The 17,810-nt window shown below is 59.1% G+C and carries 16 protein-coding genes; all 16 read left to right on the top strand.

Going from position 1 to position 17,810, the window contains the following annotated elements; all coding sequences use genetic code 11:
- Window positions 1–3 precede the first annotated feature (3 nt).
- The 16 genes from BLS26_RS07550 to BLS26_RS07480 all read left to right on the top strand — a co-directional run bounded on the left by BLS26_RS07550 (window position 4) and on the right by BLS26_RS07480 (window position 17,580).
- Window positions 4–945: an ABC transporter permease gene (locus BLS26_RS07550; RefSeq protein WP_092509803.1), complete on the top strand. Its 942-nt coding sequence runs from the start codon at window positions 4–6 to the stop codon at window positions 943–945.
- A 10-nt stretch (window positions 946–955) separates the two neighbouring features.
- Entirely contained in the window at window positions 956–1,894 is a 939-nt protein-coding gene (locus BLS26_RS07545) for an ABC transporter permease (protein ID WP_244541870.1), read from the top strand.
- Between the two features lies 1 nt (window position 1,895).
- The gene (locus tag BLS26_RS07540; RefSeq protein WP_092509799.1) at window positions 1,896–3,563 is read left to right on the top strand and encodes an ABC transporter ATP-binding protein; all 1,668 of its coding nucleotides are present in this window, start codon (window positions 1,896–1,898) and stop codon (window positions 3,561–3,563) included.
- 111 nt (window positions 3,564–3,674) lie between these two features.
- Window positions 3,675–4,709 (top strand): alpha/beta fold hydrolase, encoded by a 1,035-nt coding sequence (locus BLS26_RS07535; RefSeq protein WP_092509797.1) that lies wholly within the window; start codon window positions 3,675–3,677, stop codon window positions 4,707–4,709.
- 454 nt (window positions 4,710–5,163) lie between these two features.
- Window positions 5,164–7,338 carry a PQQ-dependent dehydrogenase, methanol/ethanol family gene (locus tag BLS26_RS07530; RefSeq protein ID WP_092509795.1) on the top strand — a complete coding sequence of 725 codons (2,175 nt, stop codon included), beginning with the start codon at window positions 5,164–5,166 and terminating at the stop codon, window positions 7,336–7,338.
- Between the two features lie 108 nt (window positions 7,339–7,446).
- Window positions 7,447–8,283 carry an oxidoreductase gene (locus tag BLS26_RS07525; RefSeq protein WP_092509793.1) on the top strand — a complete coding sequence of 279 codons (837 nt, stop codon included), beginning with the start codon at window positions 7,447–7,449 and terminating at the stop codon, window positions 8,281–8,283.
- A 70-nt stretch (window positions 8,284–8,353) separates the two neighbouring features.
- Window positions 8,354–8,770 (top strand): organic hydroperoxide resistance protein, encoded by a 417-nt coding sequence (locus tag BLS26_RS07520; RefSeq protein WP_092509791.1) that lies wholly within the window; start codon window positions 8,354–8,356, stop codon window positions 8,768–8,770.
- Window positions 8,771–8,986: 216 nt separating this feature from the next.
- Window positions 8,987–10,186 (top strand): adenylate/guanylate cyclase domain-containing protein, encoded by a 1,200-nt coding sequence (locus BLS26_RS07515; protein ID WP_172804565.1) that lies wholly within the window; start codon window positions 8,987–8,989, stop codon window positions 10,184–10,186.
- 201 nt (window positions 10,187–10,387) lie between these two features.
- Window positions 10,388–10,990, top strand: coding sequence for a helix-turn-helix domain-containing protein (locus tag BLS26_RS07510; RefSeq protein WP_244541869.1), 603 nt, complete (start codon window positions 10,388–10,390; stop codon window positions 10,988–10,990).
- A 246-nt stretch (window positions 10,991–11,236) separates the two neighbouring features.
- A complete protein-coding gene (locus BLS26_RS37165; protein WP_371360790.1) occupies window positions 11,237–11,740 on the top strand; it encodes a TIM barrel protein in 504 nt (167 codons plus the stop codon).
- Window positions 11,722–12,096, top strand: a complete 375-nt coding sequence (locus BLS26_RS37160; RefSeq protein WP_371360789.1) for a TIM barrel protein — start codon at window positions 11,722–11,724, stop codon at window positions 12,094–12,096. The genes BLS26_RS37165 and BLS26_RS37160 overlap by 19 nt, the downstream gene beginning before the upstream one ends.
- 167 nt (window positions 12,097–12,263) lie before the next feature.
- Window positions 12,264–12,941, top strand: a complete 678-nt coding sequence (locus BLS26_RS07500) for a GntR family transcriptional regulator (RefSeq protein WP_172804564.1) — start codon at window positions 12,264–12,266, stop codon at window positions 12,939–12,941.
- 87 nt (window positions 12,942–13,028) lie between these two features.
- Window positions 13,029–14,021, top strand: coding sequence for a thioredoxin-disulfide reductase (gene trxB / locus BLS26_RS07495; protein ID WP_092509785.1), 993 nt, complete (start codon window positions 13,029–13,031; stop codon window positions 14,019–14,021).
- 97 nt (window positions 14,022–14,118) lie between these two features.
- Window positions 14,119–15,477 carry a C4-dicarboxylate transporter DctA gene (dctA, locus tag BLS26_RS07490; protein WP_092509783.1) on the top strand — a complete coding sequence of 453 codons (1,359 nt, stop codon included), beginning with the start codon at window positions 14,119–14,121 and terminating at the stop codon, window positions 15,475–15,477.
- Between the two features lie 91 nt (window positions 15,478–15,568).
- Window positions 15,569–17,014: a thioredoxin family protein gene (locus BLS26_RS07485; RefSeq protein ID WP_244541868.1), complete on the top strand. Its 1,446-nt coding sequence runs from the start codon at window positions 15,569–15,571 to the stop codon at window positions 17,012–17,014.
- On the top strand, window positions 17,011–17,580 hold the full coding sequence (locus BLS26_RS07480; protein ID WP_092509781.1) for a hypothetical protein: 570 nt from the start codon (window positions 17,011–17,013) through the stop codon (window positions 17,578–17,580). Before BLS26_RS07485 ends, BLS26_RS07480 begins: the two co-directional genes overlap by 4 nt.
- Window positions 17,581–17,810: the final 230 nt, after the last annotated feature.

Below are 17,810 nucleotides of genomic sequence, written 5' to 3'. Positions count from 1 at the left end.
CCGATGTCGATGTTTTTCGCCAGGAGAATTCTTGCCACGATTCCGGTCCTGCTGATCGTGGCGATGATCATCTTTCTCATGACGCGCCTTGCGCCGGGCGATCCGGCCGCGGCGATCGTGGGCAATGATGCCAGCGCGGCCGCGCTCGATGCTGTTCGTACCCAGTTGGGACTGAAGGACCCGTTACCTCTGCAATTCGGTCGATGGTTGCTTGGTGTCCTGCATGGCGACCTCGGACAATCGTTCTTCATGAAGCAACCGGTTTCGAAACTGATCGGACAGCGTATCGAACCGACCGTCGCGCTATCCGCTGTCACGATCGTCGTCACGATCCTGGTTGCGGTGCCGCTCGGGGTACTGGCGGCGTGGCGGCATGGCGGCTGGCTCGATCGGGGATTGATGACGTTTTCGGCGCTCGGCTTCTCCGTGCCGGTGTTCGTGACCGGATACGTCCTGATCTGGATATTCGCGCTGCGATTTCAGCTGTTGCCCGTTCAGGGCTATCACCGGATCGCCGATGGCGCACTTCCCTGGTTGCGCAGCTTGATCCTGCCGGCGACGACCTTGTCCATTGTCTACCTGGCGCTCATTGCCAGGGTCACCCGGGCCTCGGTTGCGGAAGCCTTGACCGAGGACTTTATACGAACGGCCCGGGCAAAGGGCATATCGGAGCTGCGGGTCCTTGTTCACCATGCCTTGAGAAACGCGGCAATTCCCATCGTGACGGTCATCGGTATCGGCGTTGCGCTTCTGATCGGCGGCGTTGTTGTCACAGAGTCGGTCTTTGCAATTCCGGGATTGGGATCGCTCACGGTCGACGCAGTGCTGTCGAGAGATTTTCCCCTGATCCAGGGCATCACTTTGCTGTTCGCGGCGGTGTATGTCGGGATCAATCTCCTGGTCGATCTCAGCTATTTGCTGCTCGACCCTCGCATCCGCCAATGAGGAGGTTCGCGTGACCGAAGCTGCACTCGATACCCTTGCTGTCGATTCGTCATCGGCAAACGTTTTGCGTCGTCCGCGTCTCTGGACGCGCCTTCTCAACAACTGGTCGGTGCGCCTGTCGGGCGTCGTGCTCGCGACATTGATTCTGATGTCGATCCTGGCGCCCTGGCTGGGCACGATAGATCCGACGGCCATCGACCCGTCAATCAGCAATACGCTGCCCGGTACGCGGGCCGATTTCACCAGTCTTGACGGTAACGTCATTCCGCATTGGTTCGTCATGGGAACCGACAGCCTTGGGCGTGACATCTGGAGCAGGGCGCTCTATGGCGGCCGTGTTTCGATCGCCGTCGGGCTTTGCGTCGCGGCCTTGGCAGTCGCTATGGGCGTGGCACTTGGCTTGACGGCCGGCTACTTCAGGGTTTTCGATGGTATCGTCATGCGCGTCATGGACGGCGTCATGGCGATTCCGGGAATCCTGTTCGCTGTTACCTTGATTGCGCTGTTCGGCGGAACGCTGGCGAGCGTCATCACCGCTATCGCCTTGCCGGAGATGCCCCGTGTTGCCAGGCTCGTACGCTCACTTGTGCTGAGCATTCGTGAAGAAGCCTATGTCGAGGCCGCCGTCGCGCTGGCTACTCCCACCTGGAAAATCCTGCTTCGGCACATTCTTCCCAACGCCTTTGCGCCGCTCATCATTCAAGCGACCTATGTTTGCGCGTCGTCGATCCTGGTGGAGGCCATCCTGTCGTTCCTGGGCATCGGTCTGCCGGCAGACCTGCCGAGTTGGGGGAACATCATGGCGGAGGGGCGCTCTCAGTTCAATCAATACCCGCACAACGTGCTGTTTCCGGGAATCTTCCTCGCGCTCACCGTTCTCGCCGTCAACATGTTGGGGGACGGCCTGAGAGATACGCTGGACCCCAAGTTCAACAAGCGCGGAGAGTGATATGGCAGCGACGACAACCGTGTCGATCGACGGACCCGTACTTTCGGTCAGCGACCTGACGATTCAACTGCCCCCGAGAGCGGATCGCCCATACGCGGTCGAGGGCGTCTCCTTTCAGGTTTCTAAAGGCGAAACGGTCTGTCTTCTCGGCGAATCGGGCTCCGGCAAGTCGATGATTGCAAGTGCCATCATGGGACTGTTGCCATCCGGACTTCGGCCGTCCGTCGGATCAATCAAGCTTGAAGGACGTGAACTGGTCGGCTTGACCCAGAACGGGTTACGAACGCTGCGCGGTCCTTCCATGGCAATGGTTTTCCAGGAGCCGATGACGGCCCTCAATCCGGTGGTGACGTGCGGTGAACAGATCGACGAGATGCTGCGACAGCATGTGCGGATGAGCCCCAAGGCGCGCTATCGGACAATCATGGAGATGATGGCGCGCGTCAATCTTCCGGATCCGGAACGGCTCTATCGGTCATACCCGCATCAGCTCTCCGGAGGACAGCGCCAACGAATTGTCATCGCGATAGCGCTGGTTCTCAAGCCGGTTCTGCTGATCTGCGACGAGCCCACCACGGCGCTCGACGTGACGACACAGGCCGAGGTGCTGAAGCTCATCCGCGAGCTGCAGGCTGAAAATGGCACGGCCGTCCTGTTCATCACACATGATTTCGGCGTCGTTGCTGATATCGCCGACCGCGTCGTGGTCCTGCGCCTGGGGCAAATGGTCGAGTCTGGCCGCAAGGAGGACGTTCTCAAGCGTCCGCAGCATCCGTATACACGTTCGCTCATCGCGGCAGTCCCACCGCTCAGACCGAAGGTGCGCCCGGATCGGCCCGCCGCGGCCACCTTGCTGTCAGCCACGGAAGTTTCCAAGAGCTTCGTCCGTGGACACTGGCCCGCGCGCAAGACGAACGTGGCCGCCGTCAGGGAGGTATCCTTGTCGGTTGCCGCGGGAGAGACGGTCGGAATCGTCGGCGAGTCCGGTTCGGGGAAGTCGACATTTGCTCGTTGCCTCGCCCGGTTGGCCGAGCCGTCCGGCGGGACGATCGTTATCAACTCCCGCAACATCACCCATCTTCAACCCCGTCAGCTTGTGCCGGTCCGCCGTGACGTACAAGTCATCTTCCAGGATCCCTATCGCTCCCTCAACCCGCGCCAGACCGTCGGGGCGTCGATCGTGGAGGGGCCACTGAACTTCGGCGTGTCCAGCAGCGCCGCCTGGCAGCGGGCGGAAGAATTGATGAAGCTGGTGCGATTGCAGCCGGATGCGCTTCGCCGCTACCCCAACGAATTCTCTGGCGGGCAACGGCAGCGCATTGCGATCGCGCGTGCTCTTGCCTGTCAACCGCGCCTCATTATCGCTGACGAGCCGGTTTCTGCGCTCGATGTATCCGTTCAGGCGCAAATCCTTGAACTGCTTGAAGACATTCAGGCGCGGACTGGCGTCGGCATCCTGTTCATCACCCACGATCTGCGCGTAGCGAGCCAACTATGCGATCGCATCGCCGTGATGCGGCACGGGCAAGTCGTCGAGCAGGGAGCGACGGCCGACGTCTTCGGAAGCCCGAAAGATGATTACACCCGCCAACTTATTGAAGCAGCCCCCGGCCAAGGGTTCGCATTCGGCGGAGAGCCATCACCGAAGCAAGCCGCGGCCGTTTCGTAGGTCGCAGCATGTCGGAAACGTGAGCTTACCAAATCGGGAGAACCGGACACAGCCAAGATACATGCCGACGTCAAGAGTGTTTCGAATTCACAACCCCAATGGAGAGACCTTATGAAAGAGATCAATCGTCAGCGGCGCTTGCTCATTGCCGCCGCCGGTATGGCAGCTATTCCGTTCGCTCGAACCAGTTCCGCTCAGGCGGAGACTGCCTCTCAAGTCGTACCGGATACGATCCGCGGGACAAACACGTCGTTTGGCCCGCTCAAGCAGATCGATGCTGGCGATCTGAGTATCGGCTATGCCGAAGTCGGACCGGCCGGTGGCAAGCCTGTTCTGTTGCTGCACGGGTGGCCCTACGATATCCATTGCTACGTTGACGTTGCCCCTCAGCTCGCAAAAGCCGGCTATCGCGTCGTCGTCCCATTTGTGCGCGGTTACGGCACCACCAAATTCCTGTCCGGCGCCACAATGCGGAATGGCCAGCAAGGAGCAGTTGCATCCGATGTGATCGCCTTGATGGACGCGCTCAAGATCAGTACGGCGACTATCGCAGGCTGCGACTGGGGCGCGCGCTCGGCCAACATCGTCGCGGCGCTCTGGCCGGAGCGATGCAAGGCCTTGGTATCGGTCAGCGGCTACCTGATCGGCAGTCAGGCCCTGAACAAGGCGCCCCTGCCGCCGAAAGCCGAGTTGCTGTGGTGGTATCAATACTACTTTACGACCGAACGCGGGCAGGCCGGCTATCAGAAATACACCAAGGAGTTTGCACGCCTGATCTGGGAGCAGGCTTCGCCGAAATGGGCGTTCGACGACGCCACCTTCGAACGTTCGGCGGCCGCATTCTCCAATCCGGACCACGTCGCGATCTCCATTCATAACTACCGCTGGCGTCTCGGTTTGGCCGAGGGGGAATCCAGGTACGACGACATCGAAAAGAAACTCGCGACCTTTCCTGCCATAAACGTACCCTCGATTACCCTGGAAGGTGATGCGAACGGTGCTCCACATCCGGACCCGAGCGCTTATGCAAAGAAATTCGCCGCCAGGTATCTGCATCGAACGATCAGTGGGGGAATTGGCCACAACCTCCCTCAAGAGGCGCCGCAAGCGTTCGCGCAGGCTGTGATCGACGCCGGCAATCTCTGAGATGAGCGGAGGTTGATGCAGGACTCAACCTCCGGCTTGCCTCGGTAATGTCTGCTGGTGGCGGGTTTCGGGAGCGACGCGGCCGTTCAGGCCGCGATCGCCAATCTGCGTTTCGATAGCTGTTGATTGGCGGAGCCGATCTGCGCTGAAGGATTCCGAACAGGCGACATCGTGATCGAGAGCGGCAAGTTCGAGGTCACTGTGGAGGACACAGGCGACCGATCTCTTTCTCCGATAAGACTATCATGTTTATTCGTTTGACCCTCACGAACGTGGATGATCATTTTAAAGAGAACGTACCTATTAATACGATGTCGGGTAAACAGCGACGTGCGCCGGTTCTGCGAGTGTGACGTGATATTGGCGCAATGCCAATCGCCGCCGTTGAGAGCGTCGAGTTAAGCAGGCGTCGAAAATCAGGTTTCAAACCAGATCCGGCCACTGGGAGAAGATCATGAAACTCATGGCGCGCCACCACCGTTCTGCACAGCTCGTTACTCTCATCACGCGCAAGTTGGATGTTGCGGGCGTCGCCATCGCGATACTCGCCGCGATTTTCTGTGGAACAGTCGCGTCGGCGGAGGAGATCAGTGGTCAGCCGTTGTCGTCGCAACGCATCCAGTCGATTACGGCGGCAATCGACGGTGCGGCGATCATAGCAAACGCGAAAACGACCAATGACTGGTTGAGTTATGGACTCGACTATGCCGAGAGCCGCTACAGCAAGCTAAGCCAGATCAATACGGAGAGCGTAAAAAATCTTGGTCTTAAATGGACTTACAACCTCGAGTCGTTGCGAGGTGTCGAGGCGACGCCGCTCATCGTCGATGGAATTATGTATGTATCGGCGTCATGGAGCGTGGTCCATGCCATCGATGTGCGTACCGGAAAGCGCATTTGGACCTACGATCCCGAAGTGCCGCGGCAGGGCGGTTACAAGGGCTGCTGCGACGTCGTGAACCGCGGCGTTGCGCTCTACAAGGGCAAAGTCTTTGTCGGGTCCTACGATGGAAGGTTGGTGGCAATCGACGCGGCTACCGGGAAGAAGGTTTGGGAAAAAGACACCATCATCGATCGCAGCCATTCCTATACTGTTACAGGTGCGCCGCGCGTGGTGAAGGGAAAAGTGCTGATCGGCAATGGCGGGGCCGAGTACGGCGTGCGTGGTTATGTTACTGCCTACGATGCGGAGACTGGTGAGCAGGCCTGGCGATGGTTTGTCGTACCGGGTGATCCGAGCAAGCCTTACGAAGATGAGTCGATGGCAGCGGCGGCGAAGACCTGGGATCCCGCCGGAAAATACTGGATCAATGGCGGAGGCGGTACGCCGTGGGACACGATGGCGTACGACCCGGACTTGAATCTGGTTTACATCGGAACTGGCAATGGAGCTCCCTGGACCCGCAATCTGCGGAGCCCCGGCGGCGGCGATAATTTGTATCTTGCATCTATCGTCGCGCTGAACCCCGACACGGGAAAGTATGTCTGGCACTATCAGGAAACGCCGGGCGACAACTGGGATTACACGTCGACACAGCCGATGATCCTCGCGGATATCACGCTCCACGGTGAGGTGCACAAGGTTATCCTCCACGCACCGAAAAATGGCTTCTTCTTTGTTGTCGATCGTACCAACGGTCGCTTTATCTCGGCGAAGAACTACGTGGATGTAAACTGGGCGACCGGTTACGACGCGAGTGGAAGACCCATCGAAGTTCCGGAGGCCCGAGGCGACAAGTCGTTTGATTCTATCCCGGGTCCATACGGAGCTCATAACTGGCATCCGATGTCGTTCAATCCGCAAACCGGCCTGGTTTACATTCCGGCGCAGAATGTGCCGATGAATTTGACGGCTCAGAAGAACTGGACACACAACGCCAGCATTCCCGGCAATCCGATGAGCGGTTTGGGCTGGAACCTCGGCTACGATGTGAACATTACACCGCCGAAGAACCGGCCCTTCGGTCGTTTGATTGCATGGGATCCGGTGAAGCAGGAGCAGGTGTGGAAACAGGATTATGCGTCTCCGTGGAATGGAGGCACGCTGACAACAGCGGGTAATCTCGTGTTTCAGGGGACGGCTGATGGTCGCTTCATTGCCTACAATGCAAAAACGGGCGAGAAGCTCTGGGAGTCCCCGACGGGCACAGGGGTTGTCGCCGGGCCAGCGACCTATTTGGTCGATGGCACGCAATACGTGTCAGTGGCGGTTGGATGGGGTGGCGTCTACGGTGAAAGCCAGCGCGCGACCGACACGGAAGGTCCAGGTACGGTGTTCACCTTCGCCGTCGGTGGCAAAGCGCCACTTCCCGAGTTCGCAAAGTATCCGATTGGAAGCCTGCTGGAAGGCGTAAAGTACGATGCCGCGAATGTCGCTCCTGGTACGCAACTCTATGTCAGCCACTGCGGCTTCTGTCATGGCGTTCCGGGCGTCGACAAGGGTGGCAATATCAGGAATCTGGGCTATTCCGACAGCGCGACCATAGCGAACCTAAAAGACATCGTTTTCAAGGGCCCGTTCGTGTCTCTCGGCATGCCCGACTTTACGGGCAGATTGTCCGAGGACGATGTCGTGAAGATCCAGGCATTCATCCAGGGGACGGCAGACGCGGTTCGAGCGAAGAAATAGCGCCGTCTCGTGTCCACCGCTGCGCCTCCGTATCCCGGAGCCTAACGCGATGGCAGAGGCTTACGAGATCATCGAGTACAGCTACGCCGCCGGAGAAGATATATCGCGATGAGTGGGAAGAGGAATGTTCTGATCACGGGGGCTGGTTCCGGCTTCGGACGGGCTCTGGCGACGGAAGCACTCTCGTCTGGATATTCCGTGATCGGAACGGTGCGAAGCGAAGCGGCGCGACAGGAGTTCGGCGCGATGAACCCCACCCGCGCACGAGCAATCGTACTGGATGTCACGGATTTCGAGGCCATCGGCCCCGTGGTTGCACGGGCCGAAAGAGATGTTGGCCCGATAGACGTGCTCGTCAACAGTGCAGGATACGGCCATGAAGGGACCCTTGAGGAGAGTCCACTCGAAGAGATGCGGCGTCAATTCGACGTCAACGTTTTCGGAGCAGTCGCGATGATCAAGGCGGTGCTGCCATTCATGCGCGAGAGGCGTCGTGGGAATATCATCAACATTACTTCGATGGCGGGATATGTGGGATTACCGGGCATTCCCTATTACGCGGGCAGCAAATTCGCTCTTGAAGGCATATCCGAAGTGTTGGCGCATGAAGTGCGCGACTTCGGCATCAAGGTAACGGCAGTAGCTCCCGGCGCCTTCCGGACCGACTGGGCGGGGCGATCGATGATCCGTTCGCCGCGGAGTATTGCCGACTACGATGTGCTGTTTGACCCCATCCGACGGGCTCGATCGGAAAAGAGTGGCCAGCAGCCAGGTGATCCCGCCAAGGCCGCTCGTGCAATCCTGAAAGCGGTGGAAGCAAATGATCCGCCGGTGCATCTGCTGCTCGGCAGCGACGCGCTGAAATTGGTCCGAGACAAGTTGAATTCGCTAGGGAAGGAGATCGACACGTGGGAATCGGTCACGAGATCGACTGAGTACGTGTAGGAGCCGCCCCGACCGTGAGCCACCACCGTCCTGGCTTCCGGCCAGCAAATCGCGTCAACGGGAGTGCATCGTGAACCGACCGGAGAAAGTAATCTACACCGCCAAGGTCCACACCACCGGTGGGCGCGTTGGCTCGTCGCGTAGCGATGACGGCAAACTGGACGTCAAGTTGTCGAGGCCGGGCACCTCTGGCGAGGGCACCAATCCCGAGCAACTGTTCGCCGCAGGCTGGTCGGCCTGCTACCAGTCGGCGATGGAGCTCGTGGCCCGCAGGATCAAGGTCATGCTGCCGGCTGACTTCGCGGTCGATGCGGAAGTCGTCCTCGGACCGAACGGCGCCGGCTACGACGTCGCGGTCCGCCTGAACGTTAGCCTGCCCGGTATCGCGACGGATGTGGCGCTGAGCCTGATCGAGGCGACGCACAAGGTGTGCCCGTATTCCCGGGCAACGCACGGTAACATCGCGGTAGAGACGAATCTCGTGTGAACCGCTGTTGCAAGTCGAAAGCGCTTCGAATCACCAGAGGCGAGTCATTGGTTGAAAGGGAGGACGTTGCGCTAACGCTACGCCCTCCGGCGTCGGATGCGCGGCGATCCAAGGTCAACCCAATGCACGCGATCGCGGCGGTCTCCGTTGACACCGCCGAGCGGGGACATGACATATCCTGCATCATCGATCCAGGTCACTGCTCGGGAGCAAGATATGAACGCGCCTCCAACCGTCGATCTCGTTACCGCGCATTCTGACAGCGACGTTGTGCGCTGGCTGGTGAACGACACGCGCGATGAGCGATTCCTTGACAACATTTTCGGTGAAATGTGTATCCGGCTCCAGAGGGGCGGCATTCCGGTCACGCGGGCGACGCTTCACGTCCTGATCCACCATCCGCAATGGCTCGGCGGCCGTATCTTGTGGACCGACGGGATGCGCGAGGCTGAACTTACGAGAGTCGACTACGATGTCAGGGAGCGAGCCGAATACATCGGCAGCCCCGCCGACGAAATCCACGACGGCGCCACCGAGGTGCGCGAGAATCTCGAACGCGATCCCTCGCTCGGCCGCCAGCACGCCGTCTATAACGAGATGCGGGCAAAGGGCCTGACTGACTATGTGGCATGGCCGCTGTACCATACGCTCGGCAAGCGCCATATCGTGACCTTTGCGACCAATCGTCCCGGTGGTTTCGATGACGCGCACATCGCCTGCCTGCTGAACATGTTGCCGGTGCTGGCGCTGGTCAGCGAAATCCGTGTCAAGAATCGGCTGGCACGAACGCTACTCGAGACCTATGTCGGGTCGCATGCCAGCGAGCTCATTCTGGCCGGCGCCACCCGGCGCGGAACCGGGACGACGGTGAGCGCCGCCATCATGATCTGCGATCTGCGTGACTTTACAAAAATCTCCGACAACTGGCCGCGCGACAACGTCATCGATCTCCTGAACCGCTATTTCGACGCGATGTCGGAGCCGATCGTGCGACATGGCGGGGAAATATTGAAATTCATCGGCGACGGTCTGCTCGCCATTTTTCCGCTCAGGCAGCCGTCGGCCTGCGTAAATCTGCTGCATGCAGTATCCGAAGCACGTCAGGCCATGGTGGCGCTGAACGAAAAGGACAGTGAAACCGGTCGCGCGCCGCTCAATTACGGCATCGGCATTCACGTTGGCGACGTCATGTACGGCAATATCGGGTCGCGCGCCCGGCTCGACTTCACCGTCATCGGTCCGGCGGTCAACATGGCCTCGCGTCTTGAAACCCTCACCAAGCAATTAGGCCGAACAGTATTGCTGTCGCGCGCGTTCGCCGACTTCGTCAAGGACGACTTCGAACTCGAACGCGTCGGCGAACATCCGGTGCGCGGCTTCAACGACCCGATCGAGCTGTTTGCATATCACGGCTGAATGCCGATCTGCGCCAGGCGCCGAGCCGCCTCGTCGCGTTCACACGCCTTTTGCGGCCATTCCACCAGGGCAGATGCAGGCTCTGCTGAGACGGGCCCGATCTGACACTCGAGCGCGCCATACGGCCGTGGCGTCGCCAGAGATTCTATCTTATAAGACAGCGTTGGAAGCCACGACTCCCGGGAGACGGTTCGGTTCGGCATGGCCACGATGTTACGGCATTTCAGTCGGCAGATTCGCAAGACCGAACAGGGCGAGGGCCTAGGGGTCAATCTCCGTCGCCTGAGGCTTGAGAAGGATCTGACGCTGGATGCCCTGGCGCAACTGAGCGATGTAAGCCGCGCGATGATTTCGAGGATCGAGCGTGGCACTTCCGTGCCAACGGCCATGGTGTTGGGCAAACTGTCTCGCGCGCTCAACATAGGCCTTTCCCATCTCGTTGGCGGGTACCGCCACCGCGAGCCGACGCTCTTGTCGCCCTTTGAACAGCCCGTTTTTCGCGACCCGGAATCAGGCCTGGAACGGCGCTCGCTATCGCCCTTATTCCCTGACCGCATGGTGAATTTCGTCGTCAATACTCTTCCACTGCGCGCGTCGGTCGCGTTCCCACCGCACCAGCCGGGCATTGAAGAATATCTCTACGTCAGTCGCGGTCGAATAGCCGTGATGGTTGGCAATGAGCGCTTCGAGGTACCGGCTGGAAGTTCGCTTTTTTATCCCGGCAATGTTCAGCACGAATTCCACAACATCGGCAACGAGACCGCGGAGTTTTTTATCGTGATCGACGATAACGGCGCACGCTGAGGCGGCCCGACGACTGTTCCGGGAAAGGCCCTCGATCCCTGAAATGAGCGGAGAATAATCAAGGTCCACTTGCCCGGCGACGTCGCGGGTGAGGGACTTGGCAGGACTATTTCCTAGCCTCGCGGCATACCGATGCGGAGCCATAGGGCAATCGGTCACTCCGACCGGACGGATTCTACATGTTCCCATACCAGTTGCGGCGTTTTCCAAATTCTAGTATAGTAGAAATCGACGAAAGGTAGCCAAATGCCGAAATTTGCCGCCAACCTTCATTACCTGTTCAACGAGTATCCGTTTCTCGATCGATTTGCGGCCGCTGCAGATGCCGGCTTTCGAGGCGTGGAGGCCCAAGTGCCTTATCGCTGGTCGGCAACTGACGTAGCGAAGCGCCTCGAAGCGAACGGGCTTGAGATGGCGCTCATCGACACCGAACAGGGAAATTGGGACGCAGGAGAACGTGGATTAGCCGCGTTGCCGGGGCGCGAAGCCGAATTTCGCGACGCGGTCTCTCAGGCAGTCGAGTATGCGGGAGCGCTACGATGCCCGTGTGTCCACGTGATTGCAGGAACCGTTCCGGAGAATGCTGATCGCGATCGCATGAAGAAGACTTACTTTTCGAATTTGGCACATGCGGCAGAGACGTTGGGATCACATGGCATTGCCGCCGTTATCGAGCCGATCAACCCCCATATGGGAATCGTCGCCAACGGCGAGCTTTCACGACGTATGGCATGCGAGACTTCTATCTGACCTCAACGGCTCAAGCGATTGAAGCGATCGAGGCCGTCAATCATCCCAACCTGCATTTGCATTTGGACATCTATCACATCCAGATGACCGAAGGACGTATCGCCGAAACCCTGCGTGCCGCCGCAGGTCGCACCAGCGGTTCCGGGGAATTGAAGCATCTTCAGATCGCAAGCGTTCCTGGCCGTAACGAGCCGGATGGCGGCGAGATCAACTATCCATATTTGTTCGCTCTGATCGACGAGCTCAAATTTGAAGGTTGGGTCGGCTGCGAATATCGACCGCGCGCATCCACCCTGGAGGGACTTGGTTGGGCTGCCCCTTACGGTATCCAGAGCCGAAAGCCCGTGCGGCTCTGAACCTGACGATGCGCCTGCTTGTCCCGGGCTCGCGCCGCGGCCGGTCGCGTTCGGCCGCGGGAATAGTCGTCTCGGCATCACGGTCACGGTGCATAGGCTACCCCCCAATCGGACGTGAGTTCGTTGCTCAGGATAGGGGAATCTGGTATGCCAGCTTAATGGACCATATGGTAGATCTCAGCGCTCAGGCGGAGAGAACGATCCGCGAGTGTATCATTCGCGGCAAATTCGGATTCGGCGAGAAATTGTCGGATCGTGCTTTGGCGGCAACCTTGGGCATCAGCAGGACGCCGGTCCGCGAAGCTCTTGCCAGTCTCGCGCGTGAAGGACTGGTCGTGATCCGTCCTCAAAGCGGCACCTTTGTCATGGTGCTGGACGAGGCGTCGGTGCGGGCGCTTTGCGAGATGCGTACGGTTCTGGAGCTGGGCGCCCTTCGCCTTTTGGCCGATCATCCCGAACGGCTTGCAATCGCGGTTTCCAAGCAAATCGCAACGGGTGCGCTGGCGGTGGAAGCAAAGGACATTGAGCAGGCAGAACGGATGGACTCGGAGTTTCACCAGGCACTGGTCCATGCGGCCGAAAATCCTCTGCTGACGCAGGCCTATCAGGCTATTTCACACAAGCTGGACGCCATTCGCCATCGACTGCCCCCGGATCTTGAACGCATGCGCCGGGCGGTGGAGCAGCATCGCCGAATCGTGGATTTGACGGTTACCGGTCGTATCGATGAGGCAAATGCAGAACTCGTCGCTCATTTGAAGATCGTACAACAGCTCGCTGTGCCGATTGTCGGCAGCGAAGCGCAGGGGACGGCCGCCAGCCGTCGCGCTCGAGGCGCCGCTTAAGCGTCGTAATTTTCCAAACTGGAATTCCAGTTGACCGACATCCGAGGTTTGTCCTAAACTGGTATTCCAGTTTGGGAGGTGTCGCCTATGGCCGACGTTACGACAAAGGTCCTCATCATCGGTGCCGGGCCCGCCGGCTATACCGCCGCCATCTACGCGGCCCGGGCAAATCTGAAGCCGGTTCTTGTCACGGGGATTCAACCGGGCGGCCAGCTCACGACAACGACCGACGTCGAGAACTTTCCCGGATTTGGCGTGGCCGTCCAAGGGCCGGAGCTCATGGAGCAAATGCGGCAGCAGGCCGAGCACGTGGGCACAAGCATCGTCTATGACACGATCACCAGGGTGACTCTCTCGCAGCATCCCATCGTCGCCCACGGCGACTCGGGTGACGTGTACCTCGGCGATACGCTGATCATAGCCACCGGGGCTCAGGCAAAATGGCTCGGCAGTCCCGGCGAAGCTGAATATTCCGGCTACGGTATCTCGGCCTGCGCAGTGTGCGACGGGTTCTTCTATCGCGGCAAGGAAGTCGTCGTCATTGGCGGCGGCAACACTGCTGTAGAAGAAGCGCTTTACCTGACCAATCACGCCTCCAAAGTCACGCTCATTCATCGGCGTGGCTGCCTGCGCGCGGAACCAATCTTGCAGGATCGCCTCTTCGCACATCCCAAAATCGAAGTGATTTGGAACGCCGAGGTCGTGGCTTTCTTGGGCGAAAATCAGCCCTCGCCACGCCTGACTGGCGTCCGGCTGCATGACAGAACAACGGGATCCGAACACTCGATCACGGCCGATGGCGCGTTCGTGGCGATCGGTCACGACCCGGCAACTGCACTCTTCCGGGGACAGCTCGACATGACCGATGGCGGCTACATCAAGATCGCACCGTGGTCGACGGCGACGTCGCTAAACAATGTCTGGTCGGCCGGTGACGTGAGCGACGACCGCTACAAGCAGGCCGTCGTGGCGGCCGGCATGGGCTGCATGGCCGCCCTCGAAGCAGAAAAATTCCTGGCCGAGCGCGGATCATCCTTCGCGACCAAGCCGACGGCGAAGGTCATGGAGCCGGCGAAGTAATTCAAGGACGCAAACTGGAATTCCAGTTTGACATAAAGCCCATATTTGTATATATCTGGCATTCCAGTTTTTATCGACGCTCAGGGAGAACCCCCGAATGACGAGACCACTCCGAAAATTCTCAAAAAATCTGACCGCGCAAGTCGTCGTGGCACTTCTTCTGGGTGTGGCCGTGGGCACGCTCTGGCCCGCCGTCGGCGTCTCGATGCAGATGCTGAGCGATATCTTCATCAAGCTGATCAAAATGGTTATTCCGCCGATCGCTTTCCTGACGATCGTCATCGGCGTTGCCGAAGTTCGCGACTTGCGTCGGCTGGGACGCGTGGGCGGACAGGCACTGATCTACTTCGAAGTCGTTTCAACGATCGCACTAATTGTCGGGTTGATCGTGATGAACGTGTTGAAGCCAGGGGCCGGCTTTGACAGGGCTACCGTCGATAGCCAGGCAGTCGACGTGTCGAAGTACAAGGCGGCGCCAGTTGGCTCCTATTTGTCCGACTTCTTGTCCGGCATCGTCCCCGACAATGCGGTCGCCGCCTTCGCCAGGGGCGATCTCCTCCAAATTGTGTTCTTCGCAGTCTTGTTCGGGGGCGCGGCCGTCCTGGTCGGCGACCGTGCCAGGCCGTTCGTTCTGCTGGCCCAATCGGCGAACGATATTCTATTCAAGATTGTCGGGATGATTATGCGGCTTGCGCCTGTCGGGGCGTTTGGAGCGATGGCGTTCACTGTCGGCCGCTACGGCGTGGGCTCGATCCTTGTATTGGGCCATATGCTTCTCGCGGTCTATGCGACCTGCATCATCTTCGTGTTCGTTGTCTTGGGAGCAGTTGCCCGGTTAAACGGCTTCAGCCTCATCCGATTCCTCCGATACATGGGGGACGAGGTACTGATTGTTCTTGGTACCTGCTCGTCCGAAAGCGTGCTGCCGCGGCTGATGGACAAGCTTGCACACCTGGGATGCTCGCGATCGAGCGTCGGCCTCGTCCTCCCGATCGGCTATTCCTTCAATGCAGATGGTACCGCGATCTACCTGTCGATGGCAGCTCTGTTCATCGCGCAGGCTTATGGGATCGAAATGACATTGGCGCAGCAACTCGGACTTTTGCTGCTGCTCCTCATCACCTCGAAGGGATCCGGTTCGGTTGCGGGATCCGGCTTCGTTGTCCTTGCGGCGACTCTCTCTGCCACGCACGTGCTGCCCGTAGAAGGCCTGGCGCTGCTGATCGGCGTAGACCGCTTCATGTCGGAGGCGCGTTCGGTAACCAACATCATCGGAAATGGCCTTGCTACCGTCGTCGTCTCCAAATTGAGCGCAGAATTTGATCCGGTGCAGGCCGACGCCGCCTACGCGGAGAGATTTGGAGCCGGTGTGAAGTTCAACCTGAAGCCGGTCGTGGTTTCCGCCGGCGAGGATCCGGTCCCGGCGACCCCGATGATGTCACCTCAGCCGGACTAGCTACCCGAGCGGATTTGGCAACTGACCAGTGATCCCGCTTCGCGAAATCGCCCGGAGGTCAAGGATCTCTCAAAATATGGAGGCAATAACCGTGGATATCACCGAGCAGCACCAGGATGGCGTTTTGATCTTCGCCAAACGCGAATGCGAAACCTGTCAAATGGTAGAGCCAGTGTTCGGGCAGATTGCTGGCAAGCTTCCTACCGTCATCTATACCCAGGACGATCCAGCTTTCCCGTCGAATGTGGGGGCGGTTGACGACACATCACTCGAATCGTCATTTGCGTTCGATGTCGAAGCCGTGCCGACGCTCGTTCGTATCAAGGATGGCAAGGAGATTGCCCGTACCTACGGATGGAATCGCGATGATTGGGAGAAGCTGACCGGTCTCAAGGGGCTCGGAGAGGGCCTGCCGACAATGCGACCAGGATGCGGATCGAAGTCGCGCGAACCCGGCGTCTACGACGCGCTGCGCGCAAGGTATGGCAAACTTGATTTCAAATCGCGACAGATCAGGCTCGGAGAGTGGGACGACGAGATCGAAGCTTGCTTCGATCGAGGTTGGACCGATGGGCTGCCGGTCGTTCCCCCGACCGACGTTCGCATCCTGCGCATGCTTGAGGGGACAACTCGTAAGCCCGATGAAATCATCGGCGACGTTCCACCCAACCTGTCGCCGATCACCGTGGAGAAGGTGGCGATCAACGCCGTGATGGCCGGCTGCCGCCCCGAGTATTTGCCGGTTGTTCTCGCGGCGCTCGAGGCAGCACTGGATCCGCTCTTCACCATGCACGGCTTGTTGTGCACGACGTGCTTCTCAAGTCCCATCGTCGTTGTGAACGGACCCATTGCCCGAGAGATTGGCATGAACTCCGGCATCAACTGTCTCGGTCAGGGTAATCGCGCCAACGCGACCATCGGCCGAGCACTTCAATTGATCATCCGCAACGTGGGCGGCGGTCGCCCCGGGGAACTTGACCGCGCGGTGTTAGGGGGCCCCGGAAAATTCACCTTCTGCTTCGCAGAGGATGAATCGGACCCGACCTGGAGGCCTCTTTCAGTCGCACGCGGAATTGCAAGCGGCAAAAATGCCGTAACGCTTTTTCAGGGCGACGGCATCCAGGGGTTCATCGACCAGCGTTCGCGGACTCCCGAAGAACTCACGAAATCGCTGGCCATGTCCTTGCTCGCGGTCGGACATCACAAGCTCTGCGAATTTACCAACGCCATGCTGGTTCTGGTCCCCGAGCACTATGCCATCTTCCGCGAAGCCGGATGGGACCGCGCGCATATCACGGAAGAACTGCACAAGGCGCTGGTGCGTCGCGGCGAGGATGTGATCCAGGGCGCGCACGACGTCGCGGAAGGTGTCGACAAGAGCCGGCGCAACGAAATGGTCAACAAGTTCTGGCCCGAAGGCCTCCTGATCGTCCAGGCGGGCGGCCAGGCGGGCTTGTTCTCTGCGATTTGTGCCGGTTGGACTGGCGGCCGGTTTCGCAATGAATCAAAGCCGGTAACCAGGGAGATCCAGATATGAAGTATGGAATTAGCTTTCGCGATCCTACGGGCGAAACTGCGTCTACCTTGCGCGAAAGAGTGGCGCCGCTTGACAAGATCAGCGGCAAGACAATCGCCCTCATGGATATTGGAAAAATGCGCGGCGACGAATTCATCGATCGCCTCGAGCAACTCTGCACCGAGCGCGGAATCAAGACGCGCCGGTACAAGAAGCCCACCAACACGCGAGTGGCTCCGCGCGAGATGATCAAGGACATCGCTGAAAATTGCGATGCCGTGATTATCGCACTTTCGGATTGCGGATCGTGCACGTCATGCTCTACGCACGACCTCAACGACCTCGATAAGAAAGGTCTTGCCGGCGTTAGCGTACTGACCAGCGAGTTTCAGGAGGCTTTCGACTCCCAGAAAGGATCGATCGGTTTGGACGCCGCTGCGGTCTACGTACCTCATCCGCTCCAGAATAAAACGACAGCAGAACTTTATCAGTGGGCCGAAGGAGCCATCGTCGAGATTCTGCAGGCGATCACACACGACAGATCCGGTGTCAAAGGCATTGGAGATGGCCTGATAGGTGGGGTGTGACCTGGCATCAGCTATCGCGGTGATTCCAGCAATCATTTTGGCCGATACCGGCTCTCTGAAAGATTCGTCGACTACAGCGAAAAGTGGTTGGCCACCGCTTGCCGCAGATCATATCGCTAGTGGCGGTTCAGATAACAGGAAGCTAACTTCTTCCGTGCCTATGAATGGATTGACGGCTAGGGCGAATCGACATTCAGGATTCTCAAGCGGCTTGATCGCTGATTCATAGG

This window comes from Afipia sp. GAS231 (assembly GCF_900103365.1).
Taxonomy (GTDB): Bacteria; Pseudomonadota; Alphaproteobacteria; order Rhizobiales; family Xanthobacteraceae; genus Bradyrhizobium.
The sequence above is the reverse complement of the archived record's forward strand: the minus strand, read 5'-3'. Positions and strand labels throughout refer to the sequence as shown.

Excerpts from the sequence above, each read along its gene's own strand:
- BLS26_RS07550 (WP_092509803.1), top strand. The coding sequence starts at position 4 with ATGTCGATGTTTTTCGCCAGGAGAATTCTTGCCACGATTCCGGTCCTG.
- BLS26_RS07540 (WP_092509799.1), top strand. The coding sequence starts at position 1,896 with ATGGCAGCGACGACAACCGTGTCGATCGACGGACCCGTACTTTCGGTC.
- BLS26_RS07535 (WP_092509797.1), top strand. The coding sequence starts at position 3,675 with ATGAAAGAGATCAATCGTCAGCGGCGCTTGCTCATTGCCGCCGCCGGT.
- BLS26_RS07530 (WP_092509795.1), top strand. The coding sequence starts at position 5,164 with ATGAAACTCATGGCGCGCCACCACCGTTCTGCACAGCTCGTTACTCTC.
- BLS26_RS07525 (WP_092509793.1), top strand. The coding sequence starts at position 7,447 with ATGAGTGGGAAGAGGAATGTTCTGATCACGGGGGCTGGTTCCGGCTTC.
- BLS26_RS07515 (WP_172804565.1), top strand. The coding sequence starts at position 8,987 with ATGAACGCGCCTCCAACCGTCGATCTCGTTACCGCGCATTCTGACAGC.
- BLS26_RS07510 (WP_244541869.1), top strand. The coding sequence starts at position 10,388 with ATGGCCACGATGTTACGGCATTTCAGTCGGCAGATTCGCAAGACCGAA.
- BLS26_RS37165 (WP_371360790.1), top strand. The coding sequence starts at position 11,237 with ATGCCGAAATTTGCCGCCAACCTTCATTACCTGTTCAACGAGTATCCG.
- BLS26_RS37160 (WP_371360789.1), top strand. The coding sequence starts at position 11,722 with ATGCGAGACTTCTATCTGACCTCAACGGCTCAAGCGATTGAAGCGATC.
- BLS26_RS07500 (WP_172804564.1), top strand. The coding sequence starts at position 12,264 with ATGGTAGATCTCAGCGCTCAGGCGGAGAGAACGATCCGCGAGTGTATC.
- trxB (WP_092509785.1), top strand. The coding sequence starts at position 13,029 with ATGGCCGACGTTACGACAAAGGTCCTCATCATCGGTGCCGGGCCCGCC.
- dctA (WP_092509783.1), top strand. The coding sequence starts at position 14,119 with ATGACGAGACCACTCCGAAAATTCTCAAAAAATCTGACCGCGCAAGTC.
- BLS26_RS07480 (WP_092509781.1), top strand. The coding sequence starts at position 17,011 with ATGAAGTATGGAATTAGCTTTCGCGATCCTACGGGCGAAACTGCGTCT.